This window comes from Stenotrophomonas sp. Y6, from assembly GCF_022436665.1.
In the GTDB taxonomy this organism is placed as follows: Bacteria; Pseudomonadota; Gammaproteobacteria; order Xanthomonadales; family Xanthomonadaceae; genus Stenotrophomonas; species Stenotrophomonas acidaminiphila_A.
Map to the genome: position 1 here is coordinate 143,299 of NZ_JAKUKB010000003.1, position 20,750 is coordinate 164,048.

18 protein-coding genes are annotated in these 20,750 nt (G+C 67.4%); 12 read left to right on the top strand and 6 right to left on the bottom strand.

All coding sequences use genetic code 11. The annotated features are described in order from the left end of the window. Positions 1-301: 301 nt before the first annotated feature. The gene (locus MKP15_RS04015; RefSeq protein ID WP_240212075.1) at positions 302-3,022 is read right to left on the bottom strand and encodes a TonB-dependent receptor; all 2,721 of its coding nucleotides are present in this window, start codon (positions 3,020-3,022) and stop codon (positions 302-304) included. Between the two features lie 386 nt (positions 3,023-3,408). Between MKP15_RS04015 and apbC the strand changes: the two genes are divergently transcribed. Both apbC and dcd read left to right on the top strand, forming a co-directional pair. Continuing rightward, positions 3,409-4,260, top strand: a complete 852-nt coding sequence (gene apbC / locus MKP15_RS04020; protein ID WP_240211850.1) for an iron-sulfur cluster carrier protein ApbC — start codon at positions 3,409-3,411, stop codon at positions 4,258-4,260. Between the two features lie 108 nt (positions 4,261-4,368). Further along, the gene (gene dcd / locus MKP15_RS04025) at positions 4,369-4,941 is read left to right on the top strand and encodes a dCTP deaminase (RefSeq protein ID WP_054666666.1); all 573 of its coding nucleotides are present in this window, start codon (positions 4,369-4,371) and stop codon (positions 4,939-4,941) included. A gap of 70 nt (positions 4,942-5,011) precedes the next feature. Here the strand turns inward: dcd and MKP15_RS04030 are convergent, their stop codons facing one another. Genes MKP15_RS04030 through MKP15_RS04040 form a run of 3 tightly spaced genes read right to left on the bottom strand, consistent with a single transcriptional unit; the run spans position 5,012 to position 6,288 of the window. Further along, positions 5,012-5,179, bottom strand: coding sequence for a DUF5668 domain-containing protein (locus MKP15_RS04030; protein ID WP_162838910.1), 168 nt, complete (start codon positions 5,177-5,179; stop codon positions 5,012-5,014). A gap of 30 nt (positions 5,180-5,209) precedes the next feature. After that, complete coding sequence (locus MKP15_RS04035) at positions 5,210-5,632, bottom strand: HIT family protein (protein ID WP_104939115.1); 423 nt, start codon at positions 5,630-5,632, stop codon at positions 5,210-5,212. After that, positions 5,629-6,288: a dienelactone hydrolase family protein gene (locus MKP15_RS04040; RefSeq protein ID WP_240211851.1), complete on the bottom strand. Its 660-nt coding sequence runs from the start codon at positions 6,286-6,288 to the stop codon at positions 5,629-5,631. The genes MKP15_RS04035 and MKP15_RS04040 overlap by 4 nt, the downstream gene beginning before the upstream one ends. Before the next feature lie 144 nt (positions 6,289-6,432). Here MKP15_RS04040 and rimO point away from each other — a divergent pair, with 144 nt between their 5' ends. Beyond that, a complete protein-coding gene (gene rimO, locus MKP15_RS04045) occupies positions 6,433-7,794 on the top strand; it encodes a 30S ribosomal protein S12 methylthiotransferase RimO (RefSeq protein ID WP_240211852.1) in 1,362 nt (453 codons plus the stop codon). Between the two features lie 149 nt (positions 7,795-7,943). Beyond that, positions 7,944-8,648: a DUF3025 domain-containing protein gene (locus tag MKP15_RS04050; RefSeq protein WP_240211853.1), complete on the top strand. Its 705-nt coding sequence runs from the start codon at positions 7,944-7,946 to the stop codon at positions 8,646-8,648. Between the two features lie 136 nt (positions 8,649-8,784). Here the strand turns inward: MKP15_RS04050 and greB are convergent, their stop codons facing one another. Beyond that, on the bottom strand, positions 8,785-9,291 hold the full coding sequence (gene greB, locus MKP15_RS04055) for a transcription elongation factor GreB (protein ID WP_104939111.1): 507 nt from the start codon (positions 9,289-9,291) through the stop codon (positions 8,785-8,787). A 228-nt stretch (positions 9,292-9,519) separates the two neighbouring features. Then, positions 9,520-11,025: a helicase HerA-like domain-containing protein gene (locus MKP15_RS04060; RefSeq protein WP_240211854.1), complete on the bottom strand. Its 1,506-nt coding sequence runs from the start codon at positions 11,023-11,025 to the stop codon at positions 9,520-9,522. 122 nt (positions 11,026-11,147) lie between these two features. Here MKP15_RS04060 and MKP15_RS04065 point away from each other — a divergent pair, with 122 nt between their 5' ends. The 8 genes from MKP15_RS04065 to csrA all read left to right on the top strand — a co-directional run bounded on the left by MKP15_RS04065 (position 11,148) and on the right by csrA (position 20,716). After that, a complete protein-coding gene (locus MKP15_RS04065) occupies positions 11,148-12,728 on the top strand; it encodes a transglycosylase SLT domain-containing protein (protein WP_240211855.1) in 1,581 nt (526 codons plus the stop codon). Positions 12,729-12,807: 79 nt separating this feature from the next. Then, a complete protein-coding gene (locus MKP15_RS04070) occupies positions 12,808-13,305 on the top strand; it encodes a CinA family protein (RefSeq protein WP_161613623.1) in 498 nt (165 codons plus the stop codon). 37 nt (positions 13,306-13,342) lie between these two features. Further along, positions 13,343-15,022, top strand: coding sequence for a 2-polyprenylphenol 6-hydroxylase (gene ubiB, locus MKP15_RS04075; RefSeq protein ID WP_240211856.1), 1,680 nt, complete (start codon positions 13,343-13,345; stop codon positions 15,020-15,022). Positions 15,023-15,120: 98 nt separating this feature from the next. Further along, positions 15,121-15,771 (top strand): transcriptional repressor LexA, encoded by a 651-nt coding sequence (gene lexA / locus MKP15_RS04080; RefSeq protein WP_161613625.1) that lies wholly within the window; start codon positions 15,121-15,123, stop codon positions 15,769-15,771. A 181-nt stretch (positions 15,772-15,952) separates the two neighbouring features. Next, entirely contained in the window at positions 15,953-16,987 is a 1,035-nt protein-coding gene (gene recA, locus MKP15_RS04085; protein WP_104939106.1) for a recombinase RecA, read from the top strand. Between the two features lie 144 nt (positions 16,988-17,131). Beyond that, positions 17,132-17,623: a recombination regulator RecX gene (gene recX, locus MKP15_RS04090; RefSeq protein ID WP_240211857.1), complete on the top strand. Its 492-nt coding sequence runs from the start codon at positions 17,132-17,134 to the stop codon at positions 17,621-17,623. Positions 17,624-17,721: 98 nt separating this feature from the next. Then, positions 17,722-20,373 carry an alanine--tRNA ligase gene (alaS, locus tag MKP15_RS04095; RefSeq protein WP_240211858.1) on the top strand — a complete coding sequence of 884 codons (2,652 nt, stop codon included), beginning with the start codon at positions 17,722-17,724 and terminating at the stop codon, positions 20,371-20,373. A gap of 139 nt (positions 20,374-20,512) precedes the next feature. Next, positions 20,513-20,716, top strand: coding sequence for a carbon storage regulator CsrA (csrA, locus tag MKP15_RS04100; RefSeq protein ID WP_054668711.1), 204 nt, complete (start codon positions 20,513-20,515; stop codon positions 20,714-20,716). Positions 20,717-20,750: the final 34 nt, after the last annotated feature.

A 20,750-nucleotide genomic window follows, 5' to 3' on the forward strand; every position in this document is an offset into this window, starting at 1 on the left:
ACTTGCAGCACCAAACATGGTGGGAATTATTTGTCAGTGCTGCTTCTTCCATGGATTGGCCTCCCCCGTAGGCGGTGGCTAGTTATTCCCATGCAAGCCGGGTGGCAGTTCGTCCTGCAAGGTGCCGAGTATGTGTTGGGCGATGATCCTGCGTTGTCATCGAGCAGTTCCGTTGCCTGTGGCAGGTTGATCCATTGGGTACGCGCTTTCCTGCAAAAAGCGCCAAATCAAATCTCGTTAGGGCTGGAATGAAAAAGGCCCCGTCACGCGGACGGGGCCTTTTTGAAGGTGGTGCAGTTAATTACTTGTTGCCGAATGCATAACGCATTTCGATGTAATAGGCACGGCCATATACGTCGAAGTTGTACGAGTTGTACGGCGCACTCGAGGTGCCAGGGTACGAGAAGTCATACGGCGGCATCTTGTTGAATACGTTGTTGACCATGAGCGACAGGTCCATGCCGTCGAACAGACGGTAGGAGACGCTGGCGTTGTGGCGGCTGTATGAGCCGAACTTCTGCGCCCTGTTGCCGGCGTAACCCTTGTCGCTGATGGTTGCCGCGTAGTTCGGCGTCGCATCGAACCAGTTGACATACCACGTCGCGGAGAAGTCGCCCTTCTGCCAGGTCAGCGAGCCGTCCGCCTTGCGCTTCGGATCCGCACTCCAGTAGGGATCGTTGAGCAGGTCGGCGTAGCTGTCTTCGGCATACTGCTGGTACTTGTGGCGCAGCTTCTGGGTGAAGCTGGTACGCAAGTTCAGGTCGCCCCAACTGCCGAAATCGTAGCCGTAATTGAACGATGCGTTGATGGCTTCCAACTGCTGGTTGGAGACGTTGATCTTGGGCGTATAGATCGACGTAATCATACCCGCGGCGTTGCGAGTAACCTGCGACAGGGTGCTCTGGCACAGCGGCGAGTTGATGTCATCGATGCCGGTACGGCAGCGATAATCCTGCAGGGACAGGCCGTTGGCGCTCTGCTGGGTGACTTCATCGCTGATGTCCCAGTTGAAGTAGTCAACGGTCAGGGCCATGCGGTCGACCGGCGACCAGACCACGCCGGCACTCCACACATCAGCATTGATCGGCTTCAGGCCCACGTTGCCAGACTGGGTGCCAAAGAACTGGCGATTGGAAAGGGCCGCGGGGCAGGCATCGATATTGTCCGGGCCGAAACCGATCTTCGAGCACTGATAGTAGTCAGGGACGGAGCTGTAATAGCCGCTATTGCCCTGGTACAGATCGGAGAGTGTCGGGGCACGGAAGGCAGTGCCGTACTTGCCGCGAACCAGCAGCGAATCGAACGGGCGATACTCGAAGCTCACGGCGTAGGTCGGCTTGTCGATGGTGCGGCTTCCGGCCTTGAATGCATCATAGCGGCCCGACAGCGAGATGGTCAGGGGCTCCCAGATCGGCAGGCGCAGCTCGGATGTCACGGCATAGCGGTCACGGTCACCGCCGCCAGCAACGGACGTCTGGCCCCAGATGGAACCATCCAGGTAGCCGGGGTCCGGGTTGTAGTCCCACTTCTGCTTGCCGAATTCCGCAACAACGGCCAGTCCGGCATCGCCACCCGGCAGGGTGAAAAGCGTACCGTTGGTCACCTGGGCGCGGATCATGCTATCCGAGGTTTTGCTCTTGGTAATGGCGCGGCCGGTGAAGCTGGCGAATTCCTCGGCAGTAATGGGCCGGTAGAACGCCGCGTAGTTCGGAGTGAAGACCGGATATGCATCGTAGTACGGGTCCAGGCCCTGCTGCGGGCCAAGTACACGGTTGATGAAGAAGTTGTCCGCTGCCTCGGCATAACGAACGAAGCTGTTTTCATCCAGCTTGTACTCGGTGTAGGTGCCGCCGAGGTCGTAATCCCAGTTCGAGCCGCCGAACACGCCCTTGGCGCCGAACGTCACGCGCAACGACTTGCTCTTGTCGCGGGACATGGTGTTGTTGAATCCACCTGGGCCCATTTCTTCCGGAGCGAAGGCGCGCTGCAAATTCAGCAGATCGTCCAGGTTCGGGTCGTAGAAATAGCCGAAATCGGCACCAGTGCCCCACCAGAGATAGCCCGAACCGGAGTGGTACTTGACCTGGTCGTAGCTGTAGAGCGCATCGGCGTACAACTGCATGTTGTCATTGACGTCGAACGTGCCATGGATATAGGCCTGCGTCGAAGTCTTCTCGTTCATGATCGTGCGGTAGCCAGCGGTGTTAAACGAGCCGCAATACTTGCCATCGCCGAATCCAGGGCGGTTCTGCAGGCCCTCGGTTCCACCGAACAGGCCCGTCACGTTCTGGCAGTTGTTCGGGTCAAGGAATTTGTAGCTGGTGAAGGGGCTGTAGACGAGAAAATCACGGCTCGCCAGCGCGGGCGAATAACCATTCGGATTGAACTGCTTGGTCAGATCGCGCTGATACCCCCAGATCGGGTCGCGCTCCTCATGCTGGATGCCGCCAAGGACGCTGACCCGGCCGTCGGCCGAAGTCCAGCCATCGGCGATGCTGGCACGGAAGCTGCCGCCGCCGCCTTCTGAGTAGCCGCCGCCACGGATCGTGAATACCGCACCATCCATAGACTTTTTCAGGATGACATTGATAACGCCGGCGATAGCGTCTGAACCATAGAGCGAAGACTGGCCGCCCGGCAGGATCTCGATGCGCTCGATCAGGTCGACCGGAATGCCGCTGATGTTGTTGAAGGTGTCGCTGCCGTTGTACAGCGCCGGGTAGTTGGACATGGGGCGGCCGTCAATCAGGTATTTGACGTAGCCCGGCGGCAGGCCGAAGAGGCTGACGGTTTCAGCGCCCTGGGTAAAAGATGCGGAGGTCTGGGCGCCCTGAACGCCACCCGTCGACATGGAGTTCTTCTGCAGCACCTCAGTGACCGAGCTGAAGCCACGCGCCTTGATGTCCTCGGCACTGATGACGGTCACCGGGGTGGCGGTCTCAATCTGGGTCTGTGGGATCAGCGAGCCCGTTACCGTGACCTTATCGAGCGTTTTAGCGGCAGGCGTGTCGTCCTGGGCCATTGCTGCGGCTGGAACAAGAAGCGCGGTCAGCAAAGCGCTGGTCAGCGTGCTGCGCTTGAAGGAGTTCGTGTTACGGGTCTTCACTTATGTATCCCCTGCGTGGCTGAAAGTGACTGCCTGGCTTGGGGGGCCCGGTGAGGGTCATATCCAGACCCTCGAGCCCGACGAAGCTGAGCGTAACCGGACTTTAACGAAGAGTTGGTGCAATTGCACTCTATGTCTCAATGTTTCAGTGCTGGCCCTGTTGGTGGGTCATGCGTTCTTCTTAAGTTATTGATTTTTTTAATTTTTGCGCAATATTGTGTGGGTGGACCTGCTGGGCGACAGAGGGGCGAGGGCAGCCGGCGCGCTATAGTTGACGCATTTTTCAGCGTAGAGGTTTGCTGGTGAGTCAGTCCATTCGTGCAGGTGCCCACCGCGTCCAGAAGGGCCTTTCGCCCCATCCCCGCATCCGCAACGTCATCGCCGTGGGTTCCGGCAAGGGCGGGGTCGGCAAGTCGACGACGGCGGTTAACCTGGCTGTGGCGCTGCAGCAACTGGGCGCGCGGGTGGGGGTGCTGGATGCCGACATCTACGGGCCCAGCATGCCGGCGATGCTGGGGCTCAGCGGGCGCCCGGAGAGCCCGGACAACAAGTCGATCGAGCCGATGCGGGCGTTCGGGGTGGAGACCATGTCGATCGGGTTCCTGGTCGATCAGGACTCACCGATGATCTGGCGCGGGCCGATGGCCACGTCGGCGCTGACCCAGCTGTTCAACGACACCCGCTGGGACGACCTGGACTACCTGCTGGTCGACCTGCCGCCGGGCACCGGCGACATCCAGCTGACCCTGGCGCAGAAGATCCCGGTGGCCGGCGCGGTGATCGTGACCACGCCGCAGGACATCGCCACCCTGGACGCGCGCAAGGCGCTGAAGATGTTCGAGAAGGTCGAAGTGCCGGTGCTGGGCATCATCGAGAACATGGCGGTGCATACCTGCTCCAGCTGCGGCCACGTCGAGCACCTGTTCGGCGCAGGCGGCGGCCAGCGCATGGCCGCCCAGTACGGGGTGCCGCTGCTGGGCTCGCTGCCGCTGGAGATCGGCATCCGCGAGCAGGGCGACGCCGGCACGCCGATCGTGGCGGCGGCGCCTGATTCGGCGGCCGCCAAAGCCTATGTGGCCGCGGCGCGGCGCATGGTCGAGGAGCTGGGCAAGCGCCCGCGGGCGGGCATTCCCATCGTTTCCTCGCTGGTCTGAGCCGGCGGCCGCTACCACCCCCGGGCGCCATGCCAGGCGCCGGGCTTGGGCTAGAATCGCCCTCCCTCCGGCCCGCGGGCCGGGTTCCATCGCCACCAGGAACGTCGAATGAGCATCAAGAGTGACCGCTGGATCCGCCGCATGTCCGAGCAGCACGGCATGATCGAGCCGTACGAAGCCGGGCAGGTCAAGCAGCTTGATGGCCAGCGCATCGTCAGCTACGGCACCTCCAGCTACGGCTATGACGTGCGCTGTTCGCGCGAATTCAAGGTGTTCACCAACATCAACTCGACCATCGTCGACCCCAAGCACTTCGACCCGAAGAGCTTCGTCGACATCGAGGCCGACGAGTGCATCATCCCGCCGAACTCGTTCGCGCTGGCGCGCACGGTGGAGTATTTCCGCATCCCGCGCGACACGCTGGTGGTGTGCCTGGGCAAGAGCACCTATGCGCGCTGCGGGATCATCGTCAACGTGACCCCGCTGGAGCCGGAGTGGGAAGGTCACGTGACCCTGGAGTTCTCCAACACCACGCCGCTGCCGGCACGCATCTATGCCAACGAGGGCGTGGCGCAGATGCTGTTCTTCCAGGCCGACAAGGACGATGTCTGCGAGACGTCCTACCGCGATCGCGGCGGCAAGTACCAGGGCCAGACCGGGGTGACCCTGCCGCGTACCTGAGCGGGGGACTGCGGCAGACGAAAAGGGCGCGGAATTCCGCGCCCTTCGTGTTTGCGTCGGCGGCCCGGGCCTACTTGCCGCGCCCGAACAGCATGCCGATGCCCACGGCCACCAGGATGGCCGGCCACCAGGTGGCCAGCATCGAGCCGATGTTGCCGTTGATCCAGCCCAGGTTCTTGGCCAGGAAGAACAGGCCGACGACGATCAGGATCAGGGCGGCGATCAGGTTGGAGCGCATCGACTTGCGGGTCCTTGGTTGAAGTGGTGGCTATCGTAGCCGCTGGCGCCAGATTTCGACACGCTCGGCCAGTACCCCCGGGTCGAAGCGCTGTGCCGGGCCGCTGCCCCAGACCGGTCCGGGCCAGGCGGCATCGCCCTCATGGCGGCCGACCAGGTGGATGTGCAGCTGCGGCACGATGTTGCCGAGCGCGCCGATGTTGAGCTTGGTGACGTTGGGCTTCTGCTTCAGGTGGCGGGAGACCTGGTTGATCTCGGCCAGCAGCAGCCGCTGCTGGTTGCCGTCCAGGTCGATCCACTCGCTGGCGCCGGCGACGCGCGGCACCAGCACGACCCAGGGGAAGCGGTCGTCGTTCATCAGCCGGATCTGGGACAGCGGGCCGTCGGCGATCAGCACGCTGTCGGCGGCAAGGCGGGTGTCAAGCTCGAAATCGGACGTCACAACGTCGGTCATCGCAGGTTCTCGCTGAGGAAGGCCAGGGTGCGTTCGCGCGCCAGCGCGGCGCTCGGAGCGTGGTAGTGCGCGCCGACCTCGCGGTTGAAGGCGTGGCCGGCCGGGTACACGTATACCTGCATCGACGGTTGCTTTTCACGGTGCGCTGCAACGGCGGCCGCCGGGATCGAGGGGTCCTGCGCGCCGAAATGGAAGATCGCCGGGGCCTTGAACGGCGCATCCAGGAACGGCACGTTGCGTGCGCCGTAATAGCTGGCCGAGGGCAGGCCCAGCCGCTGCGCGGCGAGCAGGGCGATAGTGCCGCCCCAGCAGTAGCCCACGGTCCCGACCTTGCCGTGCCCGGCCAGGGCGTGCGCGGCGGCATCCACGATATCGACGGCGCGGTCCACGCCCAGCGCGTCCACCAGCGCCCTGCCGCGGGCGGTGCCGGCGGCGTCGTAGTCCAGCTCGAGCCCCGGTTCGATCGGGTCGAAGAAGGAGGGGGCCAGCACCGCGTAGCCCTCGGCTGCGTACTGCTCGGCGACATGGCGGATATGGGCGTTGGCGCCGAAGATCTCCTGGATCACCACCAGCCCGGCGCGCGCGGGGGCGTCGGGCAGGGCCTGCCAGGCGCGTACCGGGCCATGGGCGGTTGTGAGGGTGATCCAGTGGTTCATGGGAGGGCTCCGTGGCGCACGCGGGAATGATTCCCGCCGATGTTAAGGCCACTGCCGGGTAGTGCCGGCACCCGGCCGGTATAATCGCCGCCCTCACGGCCCCGCGGCCATTCCGGCCCCGGCCTTCCAGAACCGCCAGACCCCATGTCCCAGCTGAACCCCAAAGTCGGCTTCGTCAGCCTTGGCTGCCCGAAGGCCCTCGTCGATTCCGAGCGCATCCTCACCCAGTTGCGGGTGGAGGGCTACGACATCGTGCCGTCCTACGACTCGGCCGACGTGGTGGTGGTCAACACCTGCGGCTTCATCGATTCGGCCGTGGCCGAATCGCTGGACGCCATCGGCGAGGCGATGAACGAGAACGGCAAGGTCATCGTCACCGGCTGCCTGGGCAAGAAGTCGGAGATGATCCGCGAGCAGTACCCGGACGTGCTGTCGGTGTCCGGGCCGCAGGATTACGCCAGCGTGATGGACGCGGTGCATGCCGCGCTGCCGCCCAGGCACGACCCGTTCGTGGACCTGGTGCCGGACTACGGCATCAAGCTGACCCCGCGCCACTATGCGTACCTGAAGATTTCCGAAGGCTGCAACCACCGCTGCAGCTTCTGCATCATCCCGTCGATGCGCGGCGACCTGGTCTCGCGCCCGGTGGAGGACGTGCTGCGCGAGGCCGAGCGGCTGGTGAAGGGCGGCGTGCGCGAACTGCTGGTGGTGTCGCAGGACACCTCGGCCTACGGCGTGGACCGCAAGTACGCGCCGGGCACCTGGCGCGGCAGGGAATACGCCACGCGCATGAAGGCGCTGTGCGAGGGGCTGTCCGAGCTGGACGCCTGGACCCGCCTGCACTACGTCTACCCGTATCCGCACGTGGACGATGTCGTGCCGCTGATGGCCGAGGGCCGCATCCTGCCGTACCTGGACATCCCGTTCCAGCACGCCAGCCCGCGCATCCTCAAGCTGATGAAGCGCCCGGGCGCGGTCGACAAGACCCTGGAGCGGGTACTGCGCTGGCGCCAGATCTGCCCGGACATCACCGTGCGTTCGACCTTCATCGTCGGTTTCCCGGGCGAGACGGAAGCCGAGTTCGAGCAGCTGCTCGAGTTCCTCGACGCCGCCCAGCTCGACCGCGTCGGTGCATTCGCCTATTCGCCGGTGGAAGGCGCCACCGCCAACGAGCTGCCCGACCCGGTGCCGGAAGACGTCAAGCAGGAGCGCCTGGCCCGCTTCATGGAAAAGCAGGCCGCCATCTCCGCGGCCAGGCTGGAAGCGAAGGTCGGCAGCGTGCAGCAATGCCTGGTGGACGCCATCGAGGACGGCATCGCGGTGGCGCGCTCCCGGGCGGACGCGCCGGAGATCGACGGTCTGGTGCATATCCAGAATGCCGATGCAGCGGGGCTGCGCGTGGGCGATTTCGTCGACGTGGAGATCACCGACAGCGACGAGCATGACCTGTTCGGCGACGCCCGGATCAAACCCGCCACGACGCCGTTCGATCTCAAGGTACTGTGACCGGCCAGCCGGGAGGCGGGGGCGGTGGCGCGGACGGCACCGGCGCGGCACCCGGGCGGCGCCGTTTCATCGCGCCGTCGCGTGTGCAGGTCGATCCGGCGTGCTTCCGGCATCCGCTGTTCGATGGATATGCCGCCCATCGCGGATGGATGACCGCCGCAGAGTGGCCCGGGATCGACGCACTCAACGCTTTGCTGCCGGCGCACGGGCCGCGCTTCGTCGTGCAGGACGAGGCGCTGCTGGCCGATGGCCTGCACTACGAAACGCGCATCGCCACGCAGGGGCGCATCGCCACCCGCCCGGAGAACTGGCACGACCTGTTCAACGCACTGGTCTGGGCACGTTACCCGGCGATCAAGTCGGCGCTCAACGCGCGCCAGTGCCTGCATGTCGCCGCGATGGGGCCGCAGCGGCGCAACCGCGCGCAGCAGGCGCTGACCCAGTTCGACGAATGCGGGGTGATCGTGCGCATTGCCGATCCGGGGCTGCTGCCGCTGTGGGATGGCCATCACTGGCATGCGCTGTTCGCCGCGCTGGCCGCGCGCTGGCAGGACGGTGGCATCGGCGTGGCCGCGGTGATCGGGCACGCGCTGATGGAGCAGGCACTGGTGCCCGGGCGGCGCCTGGTCGGGCGCTGCGTGGTGGTGCACGGCGCGGACGATGCGGCCTGCGTGGCGCGCGTGGCCGGGGCGCTGGCAGCTGGCGAGATCCTCGGCGATCCGCTGCAGCTGCGTCCGCTGCCGCTGGCCGGTGTGCCCGGCTGGCAGCTGCGGCAGGACGATGCCCTCTACGCCGAAGCCGGCTATTTCCGGCCGTTGCGCGAAGGGCGCACATACCCCGCGCCGCTGCGCTGAAGCGATCCGGGTTCGCCGGCCATGACCGGTGCGCCCCGCTTTGCGCGGGATGCCGTGCCGACGTGCCGGCCCGGCGGCCTGGCCGGCGCGAAGCCGCAGGCGGGGATGGGCGGCTCGCACCCGCCGCTGTGGGGCATCACCCGGCGGCGTAGTCGATGCCGATGATGGCGAACCCCTGCCGCCCGCCCGGCAGTTCCACTTCGAATTCGTCGTCGATGCGCTTTTTCAGCAGCGCACGGGCCAGCGGCGAATCGATGCTGATCCAGCCGGCGGTCGCATCGGTTTCATCCGGGCCGACGATGCGGTAGACGTGGACCTGGCCGGACTGGACGTTCTCCAGTTCCACCGTGGCGCCGAAGAACACCGCGTCGGGGTCGCTGGGGCGGGTGTCGACCACGCGCAGCGCTTGCAGGCGCTTGCTCAAATAACGCACGCGGCGGTCGATCTCGCCCAGCTGCTTCTTGCGGTAGGTGTACTCGGCGTTCTCCGAGCGGTCGCCCTCGGCCGCCGCGGCCGCCAGCGCCTTGACCACCTCGGGTCGCCGCTGCCGCCACAGCTCATCCAGCTCGGCCTTCAGCCGCGCATGCCCCTGGGCGGTGATCAGGGCGGTACTTTTTTCTGCAGGGGGGCGCCAGCGGCTCATTGCGATGGAACATCGGGAAGACCGGGCGCATGGTAGCCGCGCACGCTTGCGCCAGGCCAATCGATGGCTGACGTCGCGGCACTTCGATGGAGCGCGGGCACGCCGTGCAAGCTGCCCACGGCGGCCACGCCGCCGGGTTGGGGCGCTTGCCGAGCGCGGCGTGACCCGCGGTGGCACAGGCATCCGGCGACGTCCGCCAGCGGGCGCCGTGGCGGTCGCGGATACCGGTCAGCGCTTGCCGCCGAAAATCCCGCCGAGGATGCCGCGCACGATCTGGTTGCCCAGCTTGGTGCCGACCGTGCGCGTGGTCTGTTTGGCCATGGTCTCGATCATGCCCTGGCGGCGCTTGGTACCGAAGATGGCGTCCTTGATGGCCTGGCCGAAGCCGCCTTCCTGGCTGTCGTCCTGCTCGCGGGTGCGCGCCGCCGGCGCCTTGGCCTGGTCGGCGGCCTGTTGCGCGCGACGCGCCAGGATCTCGGCCGCCGATTCGCGGTTGACCGCGGTGTCATAGCGGCTGCCGACCGGGCTGCCGGCGCGGACCTGGGCGCGCTCGGCGTCGGTGATCGCGCCCATGCGGCAGCGTGGCGGCGCCACCAGGGTCTTCTGCACCGGCGCGGGCACCCCCTTGTCCTGCAGGGTGGACACCAGCGCCTCGCCGGTGCCCAGCTGCGACAGCGTGGCGACCACGTCCAGCTTCGGGTTCGGGACGAAGGTCTCCGCCGCGGTCTTGACCGCCTTCTGGTCGCGTGGAGTGAAGGCGCGCAGCGCGTGCTGCACGCGGTTGCCGAGCTGGCCAAGGATGTTGGCCGGCACGTCATCGGGGAACTGCGAGCAGAAATACACGCCCACGCCCTTGGAGCGGATCAGCCGCACCACCTGCTCGATGCGCTGCACCAGGGCGGGCGGGGCATCGTCGAACAGCAGGTGCGCCTCGTCGAAGATGAAGACCAGCTTCGGCTTCTCCAGGTCGCCCACTTCCGGCAGTTTCTCGAACAGTTCGGACAGCAGCCACAGCAGGAAGGTCGAATACAGGCGCGGCTTGAGGATCAGCTGCGCCGCGGCGAGGATGCCGATCACGCCGCGGCCGTCGTGGTTGACGCGCATGATGTCGGCCAGTTCCAGCGCCGGTTCGCCGAAGAACCCTTCGCCGCCGTCCTGCGACAGGCGCAGCAGCGCACGCTGGATCGCCGCCACCGACTGTGCGCTGACCAGCCCGTACTCGGTGGACACGTCCTTGCGCTCCTCGGCCACCAGGTTGAGCAGGGCGCGCAGGTCGTCCAGGTCGAGCAGCAGCAGGCCGCGGTCGTCGGCCAGCTTGAACACGATGTCGAGCACCCCGGCCTGGGTGTCGTTGAGCTCCAGGATGCGCGCCAGCAGGGTCGGGCCCATCTCGCTGACCGTGGTCCGCACCGGGTGGCCGAGCTGGCCGTACAGGTCCCAGAACACCACCGGGCTGGCGGCCGGGGCGTAGCCGGGCACGCCGATGTCGGCGGCGCGCTGGGCCAGCTTCTCGCCGCCGTCGCCGGGCACGGCCAGGCCGGCCACGTCGCCCTTCACGTCGGCCAGGAACACCGGCACGCCCAGCCGCGAGAAGCCCTCGGCCAGGGTCATCAGCGTCACTGTCTTGCCGGTGCCGGTGGCGCCGGCCACCAGGCCATGGCGGTTGCCGAAGCGCGGAAGCAGGGTGACGGCGATGTCGTCGGTGATGCCCTTGCCGATCAGGATGGGGTCCATGCAGTGCTCCCGGGTGTTCGTGGGGGTGATTCTAGCTGCCGACTGTATCGCCTGGCCGTTCCGGTTGCCGGGCAGCGAGGCCGGCGGCTACCCTGCCAGCCTTTCCGCCCGTAAAGCCGCTGATGCCTGCTTCCGTTCCGTCCTTCCGTCGTTGCTCGCTGCTGGTCGCCGCCTCGCTGCTGATCGCCATTCCCACCGCGCACGCGCAGCGCGTGTCCGCCCGCGACAAGGCCCGGGTCGAGGCGATCGAACAGCGCATGGCCGCGGCTGAGAAGCGTTATGCGGATGCCCTGCTGCTGGTTGCCAACGCCGACCCCAAGGGCACCGCCGAGGGCAATGCCGCGCTGGAGGACATGGAGGACGTCATCAATGCCTGCATCGGCCAGAAGGGCTGCCAGGTGGGCAACCTGCTGTCCACCTACAAGCGGCTGCTGAAGAAGCAGGCCGACGACAGCGCCGGCGACAGCGCCGACGAGGCCGGCGATACGCTCGAGGCCGATCCCGACCACGTCGGTCCGCTGGTCGCCGACGTGCCCGAGGCCGCGCGCGCGGCGGCACTGCTCAACGACCACCGCCACGCCTTCGATGAGATGGTCGAATACAACCCGGCCATCCAGGCCGGCATCCGCCGCTGGCTGACCGACATGCGCCCGGCGCTGCTGACCAGCTACGAGAACTACATGAACCTGCGCGCGGTGATGTGGCCGGAGTGGGAAAAGCGCGGCCTGCCCGAGGCGCTGCTGTTCGGCATCATGGCCAAGGAGTCCAACGGCCGCGTGCACGCCTCCTCGCGCGCCGGCGCGGCGGGGCTGATGCAGTTCATGCCGGCCACCGGCCGCCGCTTCGGCCTCGGCCCGGACGGCAGCGGTTTCGATACCCGGTTCGACGCGCGCAGCGCCGCCGAGGCCAGCGCCTCCTACATGAACGAGCGCATGGGCCAGCTCAACCGCAACATCGAGCTGGCGCTGGCTGCCTACAACGGCGGCGAGGGCCGCGCGCAGCGGGTGTTCAACCAGGGCGGCGGGCAGGGCTTCTGGACCGATTCGATCTACAACCAGTTCCCGGGCGAGACCAAGGACTACGTGCCGATGGTGATCGCCGCGGCGTGGATCTTCCTGCACCCGCAGCAGTACGGCGTCGAGTTCCCCAAGGTCAACGCGCAGCCGGCGACGATCCGCCTGGCCAGGTCCACCACGATCTACGAGCTGACCATCTGCCTGGGCAGCGCCGGTACCCGCGACGGCTACATGCGCGTGCTGCGCAACCTCAACCCGCGCTACGAGGCCGATGGCTGGATTCCCGCCGGCACCACCATCAACGCCACCACCCGCATCGCCGGGCTGTACAACCGGCATTGCGTGAACGGGCCGCGCGCGGACCTGGCGCGGGCATTGATCACCGCCGACGTGAATGCCGCGATCAAGCGGCCGCAGGCCGCCAGCTACACCGGCAACGTGGCGGTGGGCGACGTGCAGGCGATGCAGGCGGCCGCGCCTGCCGCCACCGCGCCGGTCGCCCCGGCACGCCCGGCACGGCGGCCCGCCGCGCGCAGTTACAAGGTCGCCAAGGGCGACACCCTGGGCCGCATCGCCGCGCGCTTCCAGTGCGAGCTGCCGGCGCTGGCGCGCGCCAACGGGCTGCGCGCCCCGGCCTATGCGATCAAGCCCGGGCAGGCGCTGAAGCTGGAAGGCTGCGACCGCTGAACGCGGCGGGCGCACGGCGGCGGTTTCGCCGCCGCGGGTTTTTCGTTACAACGGGGTAACCCTTTACGCAGGCGACGACATGGCCACCACGCCCGACGATCTGGAACTGGAGCGCCTCGCCGCCCGCATCGGTGAGCGCCTGCGCGCCGCGCGCGACCGCGTGGTCACCGCCGAGAGCTGCACCGGCGGCTGGATCGCCAAGGCCATGACCGGCGTGGCCGGCTCCTCGGACTGGTTCGACAGCGGCATGGTGGCCTACAGCTACGAAGCCAAGCAGGCGCTGCTGGGCGTGCGTCCGCAGACGCTGGAAAGCCAGGGCGCGGTGAGCCGCGAGACGGTGATCGAGATGGTTTCGGGTGCGCTGGTGCATTCCGGCGCCAGCGTCGCCGTGGCCGTCACCGGCATCGCCGGGCCCGGCGGCGGCAGCGCCGACAAGCCGGTCGGCACGGTATGGATCGGCTGGAAGCGGCGTGGCGGTTACACCCATGCCGAGCGCTTCCACTTCGACGGCGACCGCGAGGCGGTGCGGCGGCAGACCGTGGCGCGCGCGCTGGAGGGGCTGGAGGCCCTGCTGTGATGGCTGGCCGGCGGCTCCCCTGTGGAGGGCGCGGCTGATGTGGGAGGCGCTGGGCACCGTGCGCGACCTGGGGCGGCTGCAGGAGATCGCCGCGGTCCTGATCCGTTATGGCTTCGGCGACGTGGTCCGCCGCGTCGGCCTGGCCGACGTCCTGCAGCGCGCCGGGCGCCTGCTGCACTGGAACGATTCCGGCCAGATGCTGCAGATGTCCGCGCCGGTGCGGGTGCGGCGGGCGATGGAGGAACTCGGCCCGACCTTCGTCAAGCTGGGGCAGGTACTGGCCACGCGCGTGGACCTGTTCCCGCCGGAATGGATCGACCAGTTCAGCGAGCTGCAGAACGCGGTGCCGGCGCTGCCGTACGACCAGGTGCGCGGGCAGCTCGAGGCCGACCTTGGCGAGCCACCGGAGCAGGCCTTCGCCCGCCTGGAGCAGCGGCCGATGGCCGCCGCGTCGCTGGCGCAGGCACACCGGGCCTGGCTGCACGACGGCACCCCGGTGGTGTTGAAGGTGCGCCGGCCCGGCATGCGCGACGTGGTCGAGGCCGACCTGCGCCTGCTGGCGCGGCTGGCCGAGATCATCGAGGCGCGCCTGCCTGACCTGCGCCGCTACCGGCCTTCGGAAGTGGTGCAGCAGTTCACCCGGTCGCTGCGGCGCGAGTTGGACTTCGCCGCCGAATGCCGCAATGCCGAGCGCATCGCCGGCAACTTCGCCGGCCATCCGGAAGTGCTGATCCCGCGCGTGCACTGGCAATGGACCTGCGAAAGCCTGAACGTGCAGGACTTCGTCGACGGTATTCCCGGACGCGACCTGCAGGCCGTCGATGCCGCCGGCCTGGACCGCGTGGCGCTGGCGCATACCGGCGCGGCGATCATCCTCAAGATGGTGCTGGACGACGGCTGCTTCCACGCCGACCCGCACCCGGGCAACATCTTCTACCTGCGCGATGGGCGCATCGGCATCATCGATTTCGGCATGGTCGGGCGGCTGTCCGAGCAGCGCCGCTTCCAGGTCGCGAGGCTGCTGCACGGGCTGGTGACCCAGGATCCCGAGGCGGTGACCGACGTGCTGCTGGAGTGGGCCGGTGGCGTGGAAGTCGACGAATCGCGCCTGCAGCAGGACCTGGGCAGTTTCGTCGACCAGTACCGCGGGGTGCCGCTCAAGGACCTGCGCATCGGCCTGATGCTGGGTGACGTGACCGCACTGCTGCGCCAGTACGGGCTGACCCTGCCGGCCGACCTGGCGCTGATGATCAAGACCTTCCTGACCCTGGAAGGCATGGGCCGGCAACTGGACCCGGATTTCGACATGGCCGGCGCCGCGCGCCCGTTCCTGGAGCGGATCATGCGCCGCCGTTACGCGCCGCGCGCGGTGCTGCGGCGTGGCCGTCGCAGCCTGCTCGGCGCGCTGGACCTGGCCGGCGACCTGCCGCGCGACATGCGCCGCCTGCTGCAGGCCGCACGCCGCGGGCGCATGCGCCTGATGGTGGACACGCCGGGACTGAAGGGCTTCGGCGACCAGGTCAACCGCGCCGCCAACCGCCTCACCGTGGGCATCGTCACCGCCGCGCTGATCATCGGCTCGTCCATCGTCATGAACAGCATCGGCAGCGGCAGCAACCGCTGGCTGCTGGCGCTGGGCGTGGCCGGTTTCCTCGGCGCCGGGCTGTGCGGAGTGTGGATCCTGTTCTCGATCTGGCGCAGCGGCAGGCGCTCCTAGCGGGCCGACGACCGCGTACGGCAAGGGCCGGGAGCCGGCCTGGTGGCCTGGCCGCCAGGCACTTGCGATGGCTTTCGTTAGTAGTAATACTACTAACCATGGACCTGACCCAGACCCAGCAGGCGATCCTGCAGATGATCGCCGAGCGCATCGACAGCGAGGGCATGCCGCCCTCGCAGACCGAGATCGCCCGCGCTTTCGGCTTCAAGGGGGTGCGCTCGGCGCAATATCACCTGGATGCACTGGAAGCGGCCGGCGCCATCGAGCGGGTACCGGGCCGGGCACGGGGCATCCGCCTGGTGCGGCCCGCCGGTGACGACGAACCGGCGGTGACGGTCGCGGCGATGGCCGAGGACCCGGTGCTGCGCCTGCCGGTACTGGGGCGGGTCGCCGCCGGCCTGCCGATCGGCGCGGACATCGGCTCGGGGGCGGACGATTTCGTGGTGCTCGACAAGGTGTTCTTCTCGCCGGCGCCGGACTACCTGCTGAAGGTTCAGGGCGATTCGATGATCGACGAAGGCATCTTCGATGGCGACCTGATCGGCGTGCACCGTACCCGTGACGCGCGGTCCGGGCAGATCGTGGTGGCGCGCATCGACGACGAGATCACGGTCAAGCTGCTCAAGGTCGGCAAGGACCGCATCCGCCTGCTGCCGCGTAATCCGGACTATGCGCCCATCGAGGTGCTGCCGGACCAGGACTTCGCCATCGAAGGCCTGTATTGCGGGCTGTTGAGGCCGAACCGGTGACCGCATTTCTCCCATCGCAGGGGCGATGGTTTTCCTACGGGCGGCAGGTGCCGGCGCGGCTGCCGGTATCCTTCCCGTCCCGATAATCTGGCCGCCCGCACTCGTCTCAGCCTGTGCGATACGCCCCCGCTACAGTGGACCCATGACGAAATCCATGACATCAACGACGAGGAAGACCCCGATGGACGATAACAAGAAGCGCGCGCTCGCTGCCGCCCTGGGCCAGATCGAAAAGCAGTTCGGCAAGGGGTCGGTGATGCGCATGGGCGACCGCGTGGTCGAGCCTGTCGAGGCGATTCCCACCGGTTCGCTGATGCTGGACATCGCGCTGGGCATCGGCGGCCTGCCCAAGGGCCGCGTGGTCGAGATCTACGGCCCGGAGTCCTCGGGCAAGACCACCCTGACCCTGCAGGCCATCGCCGAATGCCAGAAGCAGGGCGGTACCGCCGCCTTCATCGACGCCGAGCATGCGCTGGACCCGATCTACGCCGCCAAGCTGGGCGTGAACGTGGATGACCTGCTGCTGTCGCAGCCGGATACCGGCGAGCAGGCGCTGGAGATCGCCGACATGCTGGTGCGTTCGGGCTCGGTGGACATCTTGGTGATCGACTCGGTCGCCGCGCTCACCCCCAAGGCTGAAATCGAAGGCGAGATGGGCGACCAGCTGCCCGGCCTGCAGGCGCGACTGATGAGCCAGGCGCTGCGCAAGCTCACCGGCAACATCAAGCGCTCCAACACCCTGGTGATCTTCATCAACCAGCTGCGCATGAAGATCGGCGTGATGATGCCCGGCCAGAGCCCGGAAACCACCACCGGTGGCAACGCGCTGAAGTTCTACGCCTCGGTGCGCCTGGACATCCGCCGCATCGGCTCGATCAAGAAGGGCGACGAGATCATCGGCAACCAGACCAAGATCAAGGTGGTCAAGAACAAGCTGGCGCCCCCGTTCAAGCAGGTGGTCACCGAGATCCTGTACGGCGAAGGCATCAGCCGCGAGGGCGAGCTGATCGACATGGGCGTGGACGCCAAGCTCGTGGAGAAGGCCGGCGCCTGGTACAGCTACGGCGACGAACGCATCGGCCAGGGCAAGGACAACGCCCGTGGTTACCTGCGCGACAACCCGCAGGTGGCAGCCAGGCTGGAGGCCGAGCTGCGCGAGAAGTTCCAGCCCGCCGACGCCGCGCGCGATGCCGGCGACGACGCGGACGAGGAATGATTTTCCCGCGGGGACGGGCGGCGCATCGTCAGTGACGTCGACCCGTCCCCGCGGTTTCATGGAGGTAAAGGGATGCTCCGCAGCAGGGTTGCCAGCAGGTAGGTACGGGGCATGCCCCGTACGCGCGCGATGGCAGGTAACGCAATGAACGACAGCGAAGATCGGCCTGGCCGCCGCAGCCGGCGGCCACGTGAACAGACGCCGCTGCAGCGCGCACTTGGGCTGCTGGTGCGGCGGGAACATTCGCGCAAGGAGTTGGGGCGCAAGCTCAAGGCCCGCGGGGTGGACGCCGACGCGGTGGACGCCGCGGTGGCGCGGCTGGCCGAGGAAGGCTGGCAGGACGACACCCGGTTCGCGGAGGCCCTGGTGCGCAACCGCACCGGCAGCGGCTACGGCCCCCTGCACATCCGTGCCGAGCTGGGCACCCACGGCCTGGACAGCGAGGCGATCGAGGCCGCACTGGCTACCTTCGAGGGCGATTGGGCAGCGCTGGCCAGGGACCTGGTCTGCCGCCGTTTTGGTCCGGACGGGCCGCTGGACCTGGCCCAGCGGCGCAAGGCCGCGGACATGCTGGCCCGGCGCGGCTTCGACGGCGGCTGCATCCGCGCCGCTACCCGCTACGATCCTGAGGACTGACGCGACCGGGCCTGATACCCTTTCAGGGTTTCGGCTGTCCCGGGTCCACGCACCGCGTGGGGTGCCGGCTGCCGCCAGCCCGCCTATCGCCAGTCCTCATGAATACACCCGTCAAGTTCACTACCTCTCAGATCCGCGCCGACTTCCTCGACTTCTTCAAGGGGAAGGGCCACACCATCGTGCCGTCGGCGCCGCTGGTGCCGGGCAACGACCCGACCCTGCTGTTCACCAACTCCGGCATGGTGCAGTTCAAGGATGTGTTCCTGGGCGCCGAAAAGCGCAGCTATGTCCGTGCGGCCGATGTGCAGCGCTGCCTGCGTGCCGGCGGCAAACACAACGACCTCGACTCGGTCGGTTACACCGCCCGCCACCACACCTTCTTCGAGATGCTGGGCAACTGGTCCTTCGGTGACTACTTCAAGAAGGACGCGATTGCGTGGGCGTGGGAACTGCTGACCCAGGTCTGGAAGCTGCCGGCCGAGCGCCTGCTGGTCACCGTCTACCACAACGACGACGAGGCCTACGCGCTGTGGCGCGACATGATCGGCGTGCCGGAAGACCGCATCGTGCGCATCGGCGACAACAAGGGCGCGCCGTACGCCTCCGACAATTTCTGGCAGATGGCCGATACCGGCCCGTGCGGCCCGTGCACCGAGATCTTCTTCGACCATGGCGAGCACATCGCCGGTGGCCCGCCGGGCTCGCCGGACGAGGACGGCGACCGTTTCATCGAGATCTGGAACCTGGTGTTCATGCAGTTCGACCGCCAGCCGGACGGCACCCTGGTGCCGCTGCCGGCGCCGTGCGTCGACACCGGCATGGGCCTGGAGCGCCTGGCGGCGATCCTGCAGCACGTGCACACCAACTACGAGATCGACCTGTTCCAGGCGCTGATCCGCAAGGCCGCCGAGCTGACCGGCACCGCGGACCTGGAGAACAAGTCGCTGCGCGTGATCGCCGACCACATCCGTGCCTGTTCGTACCTGATCGTCGATGGCGTGCTGCCGTCCAACGAAGGCCGCGGCTATGTGCTGCGCCGGATCATCCGCCGCGCCCTGCGCCATGGCTGGATGCTGGGTGTGCGCCAGCCTTTCTTCCACAAGCTGGTGCCGACTCTGGTCGAGCAGATGGGCGAGGCCTACCCCGAGCTGCCGGCCGCCGCCACCACGGTGCACAAGGCACTGCTGGCCGAGGAAGAGCGTTTCGCCGAGACGCTGGACGCGGGCATGAAGATCTTCGACGACGTCGCCGCCCGGGTCGGCGATGGCGTCATTCCCGGTGTCGACGCCTTCCGCCTGTACGACACCTACGGTTTCCCGGTCGACCTGACCGCCGACATCGCCCGCGAACGCGGCATGACGGTGGACATGGCCGGCTTTGACAGTGCCATGGAGCACCAGCGCGAGATGGCGCGTGCCGCCGGCAAGTTCGGCGGTGGCGTGACCCTGCCCGCCGAACTGGTCGCGACGCTGTCGCCCACCGTGTTCCTGGGTTACGACCAGCAGCAGGCGGAGGGCCTCAAGGTCGTCGCCCTGCTCAAGGGGGGGCGCCCGGTGGAGGAGGTGCAGGCTGGCGACGAGGTGATAGTGTTCACCGACAGGACGCCGTTCTATGCCGAATCCGGCGGCCAGGTTGGCGATACCGGCATGCTGTCCGGCAATGGCGTAGCGCTCGCGGTTTCCGATACGCAGAAATTCGCCGGCCAGTTCCACGGCCACGTCGGTACCGTGGAGCAGGGCACGATCAAGCTCGGCGACGTCCTCGCCGGCGCAATCGATGCCGCCCGTCGCAGTGCCACCATCCTCAACCACTCCGCCACCCACCTGCTGCATGCCGCGCTGCGCGAAGTGCTGGGCAGCCATGTGCAGCAGAAGGGCTCGCTGGTGGCGCCGGACCGCCTGCGCTTCGACTTCTCCCACTTCCAGCCGATCAGCAGCGACGAGCTGGCGCTCATCGAGCGCAAGGTCAACGAGCAGGTCCGTGCCAACAACGCGGCCGAAGTGCACCACATGGGCATGCAGGAAGCGCTGGATTTCGGGGCGATGGCGCTGTTCGGCGAGAAGTACGGCGAGAACGTGCGCGTGTTGAAGATGGGCGACTACTCGACCGAATTGTGCGGCGGCACCCACGTGTCGCGCACCGGCGACATCGGCCTGTTCAAGATCACCGCCGAGGGCGGTGTCTCGTCCGGCGTGCGCCGCATCGAGGCGGTGACCGGGCAGGGGGCGCTGGACCACGTGGACGCCGAGGAGGCGCGCCTGGCCGAGGCCGCGAGCCTGCTGGGCGGGGCGGCGGCCGATGTGGTGGACAAGATCCGCCAGCTCGGCGAACGGCAGAAGAAGCTCGAGCGCGAGCTGGAGGCCCTCAAGGCCAAGCTGGCCTCCGGCGCGACCGCCGACCTCGGGGCCTCGGCGGTCGAGATCGGCGGCGTGAAGGTGCTGGCCGCGCGCCTGGAGGGCTTCGACGCCAAGGCGCTGCGCGAGGCGATGGACCGGCTCAAGCAGCAGCTGGGCGACGCGGTGATCCTGCTGGCGGGCGCCCAGGACGGCAAGGCCTCCCTGGTCGCGGGCGTGAATGGCTCGGCAATGGGCAGAGTCAAGGCCGGGGAACTGTTGTCCCATGTCGCCGGTCAGATCGGGGGCAAGGGCGGTGGTCGTCCCGATCTGGCACAGGGTGGCGGTGAAGACGGTCCCAGGCTGGTTGCCGCGCTCGACGGCGTGCTGGAATGGATCAAGCCACACTTGGCATGAACGTAGGCAGCCGCGCGCCTTGAAGGCGCCTGCTGCCTGCCATTAACATTGGGAGTCTTTTCCCTTTGTCGTGGGGCGCAGGTTCTTGGCGCGCCAATGCCGGTGGGAAACCCCCACCGGTTCCATGGAGACTCGCACAATGTTGATCCTGACTCGCCGTGTAGGCGAAACCCTGATGATTGGTGACTCGGTCAGCGTGACCGTGCTCGGCGTCAAGGGCAACCAGGTACGTATCGGTATCACCGCGCCCAAGGACGTGGCGGTGCACCGTGAGGAAATTTTCCAGCGTATCCAGCGCGGCGACGAGCCGGCTGCACAGGGAAGTGAAGAAACTTCCGAATAAGGGTTTACCTTTCACCCCGTTAAACGGTATTCTT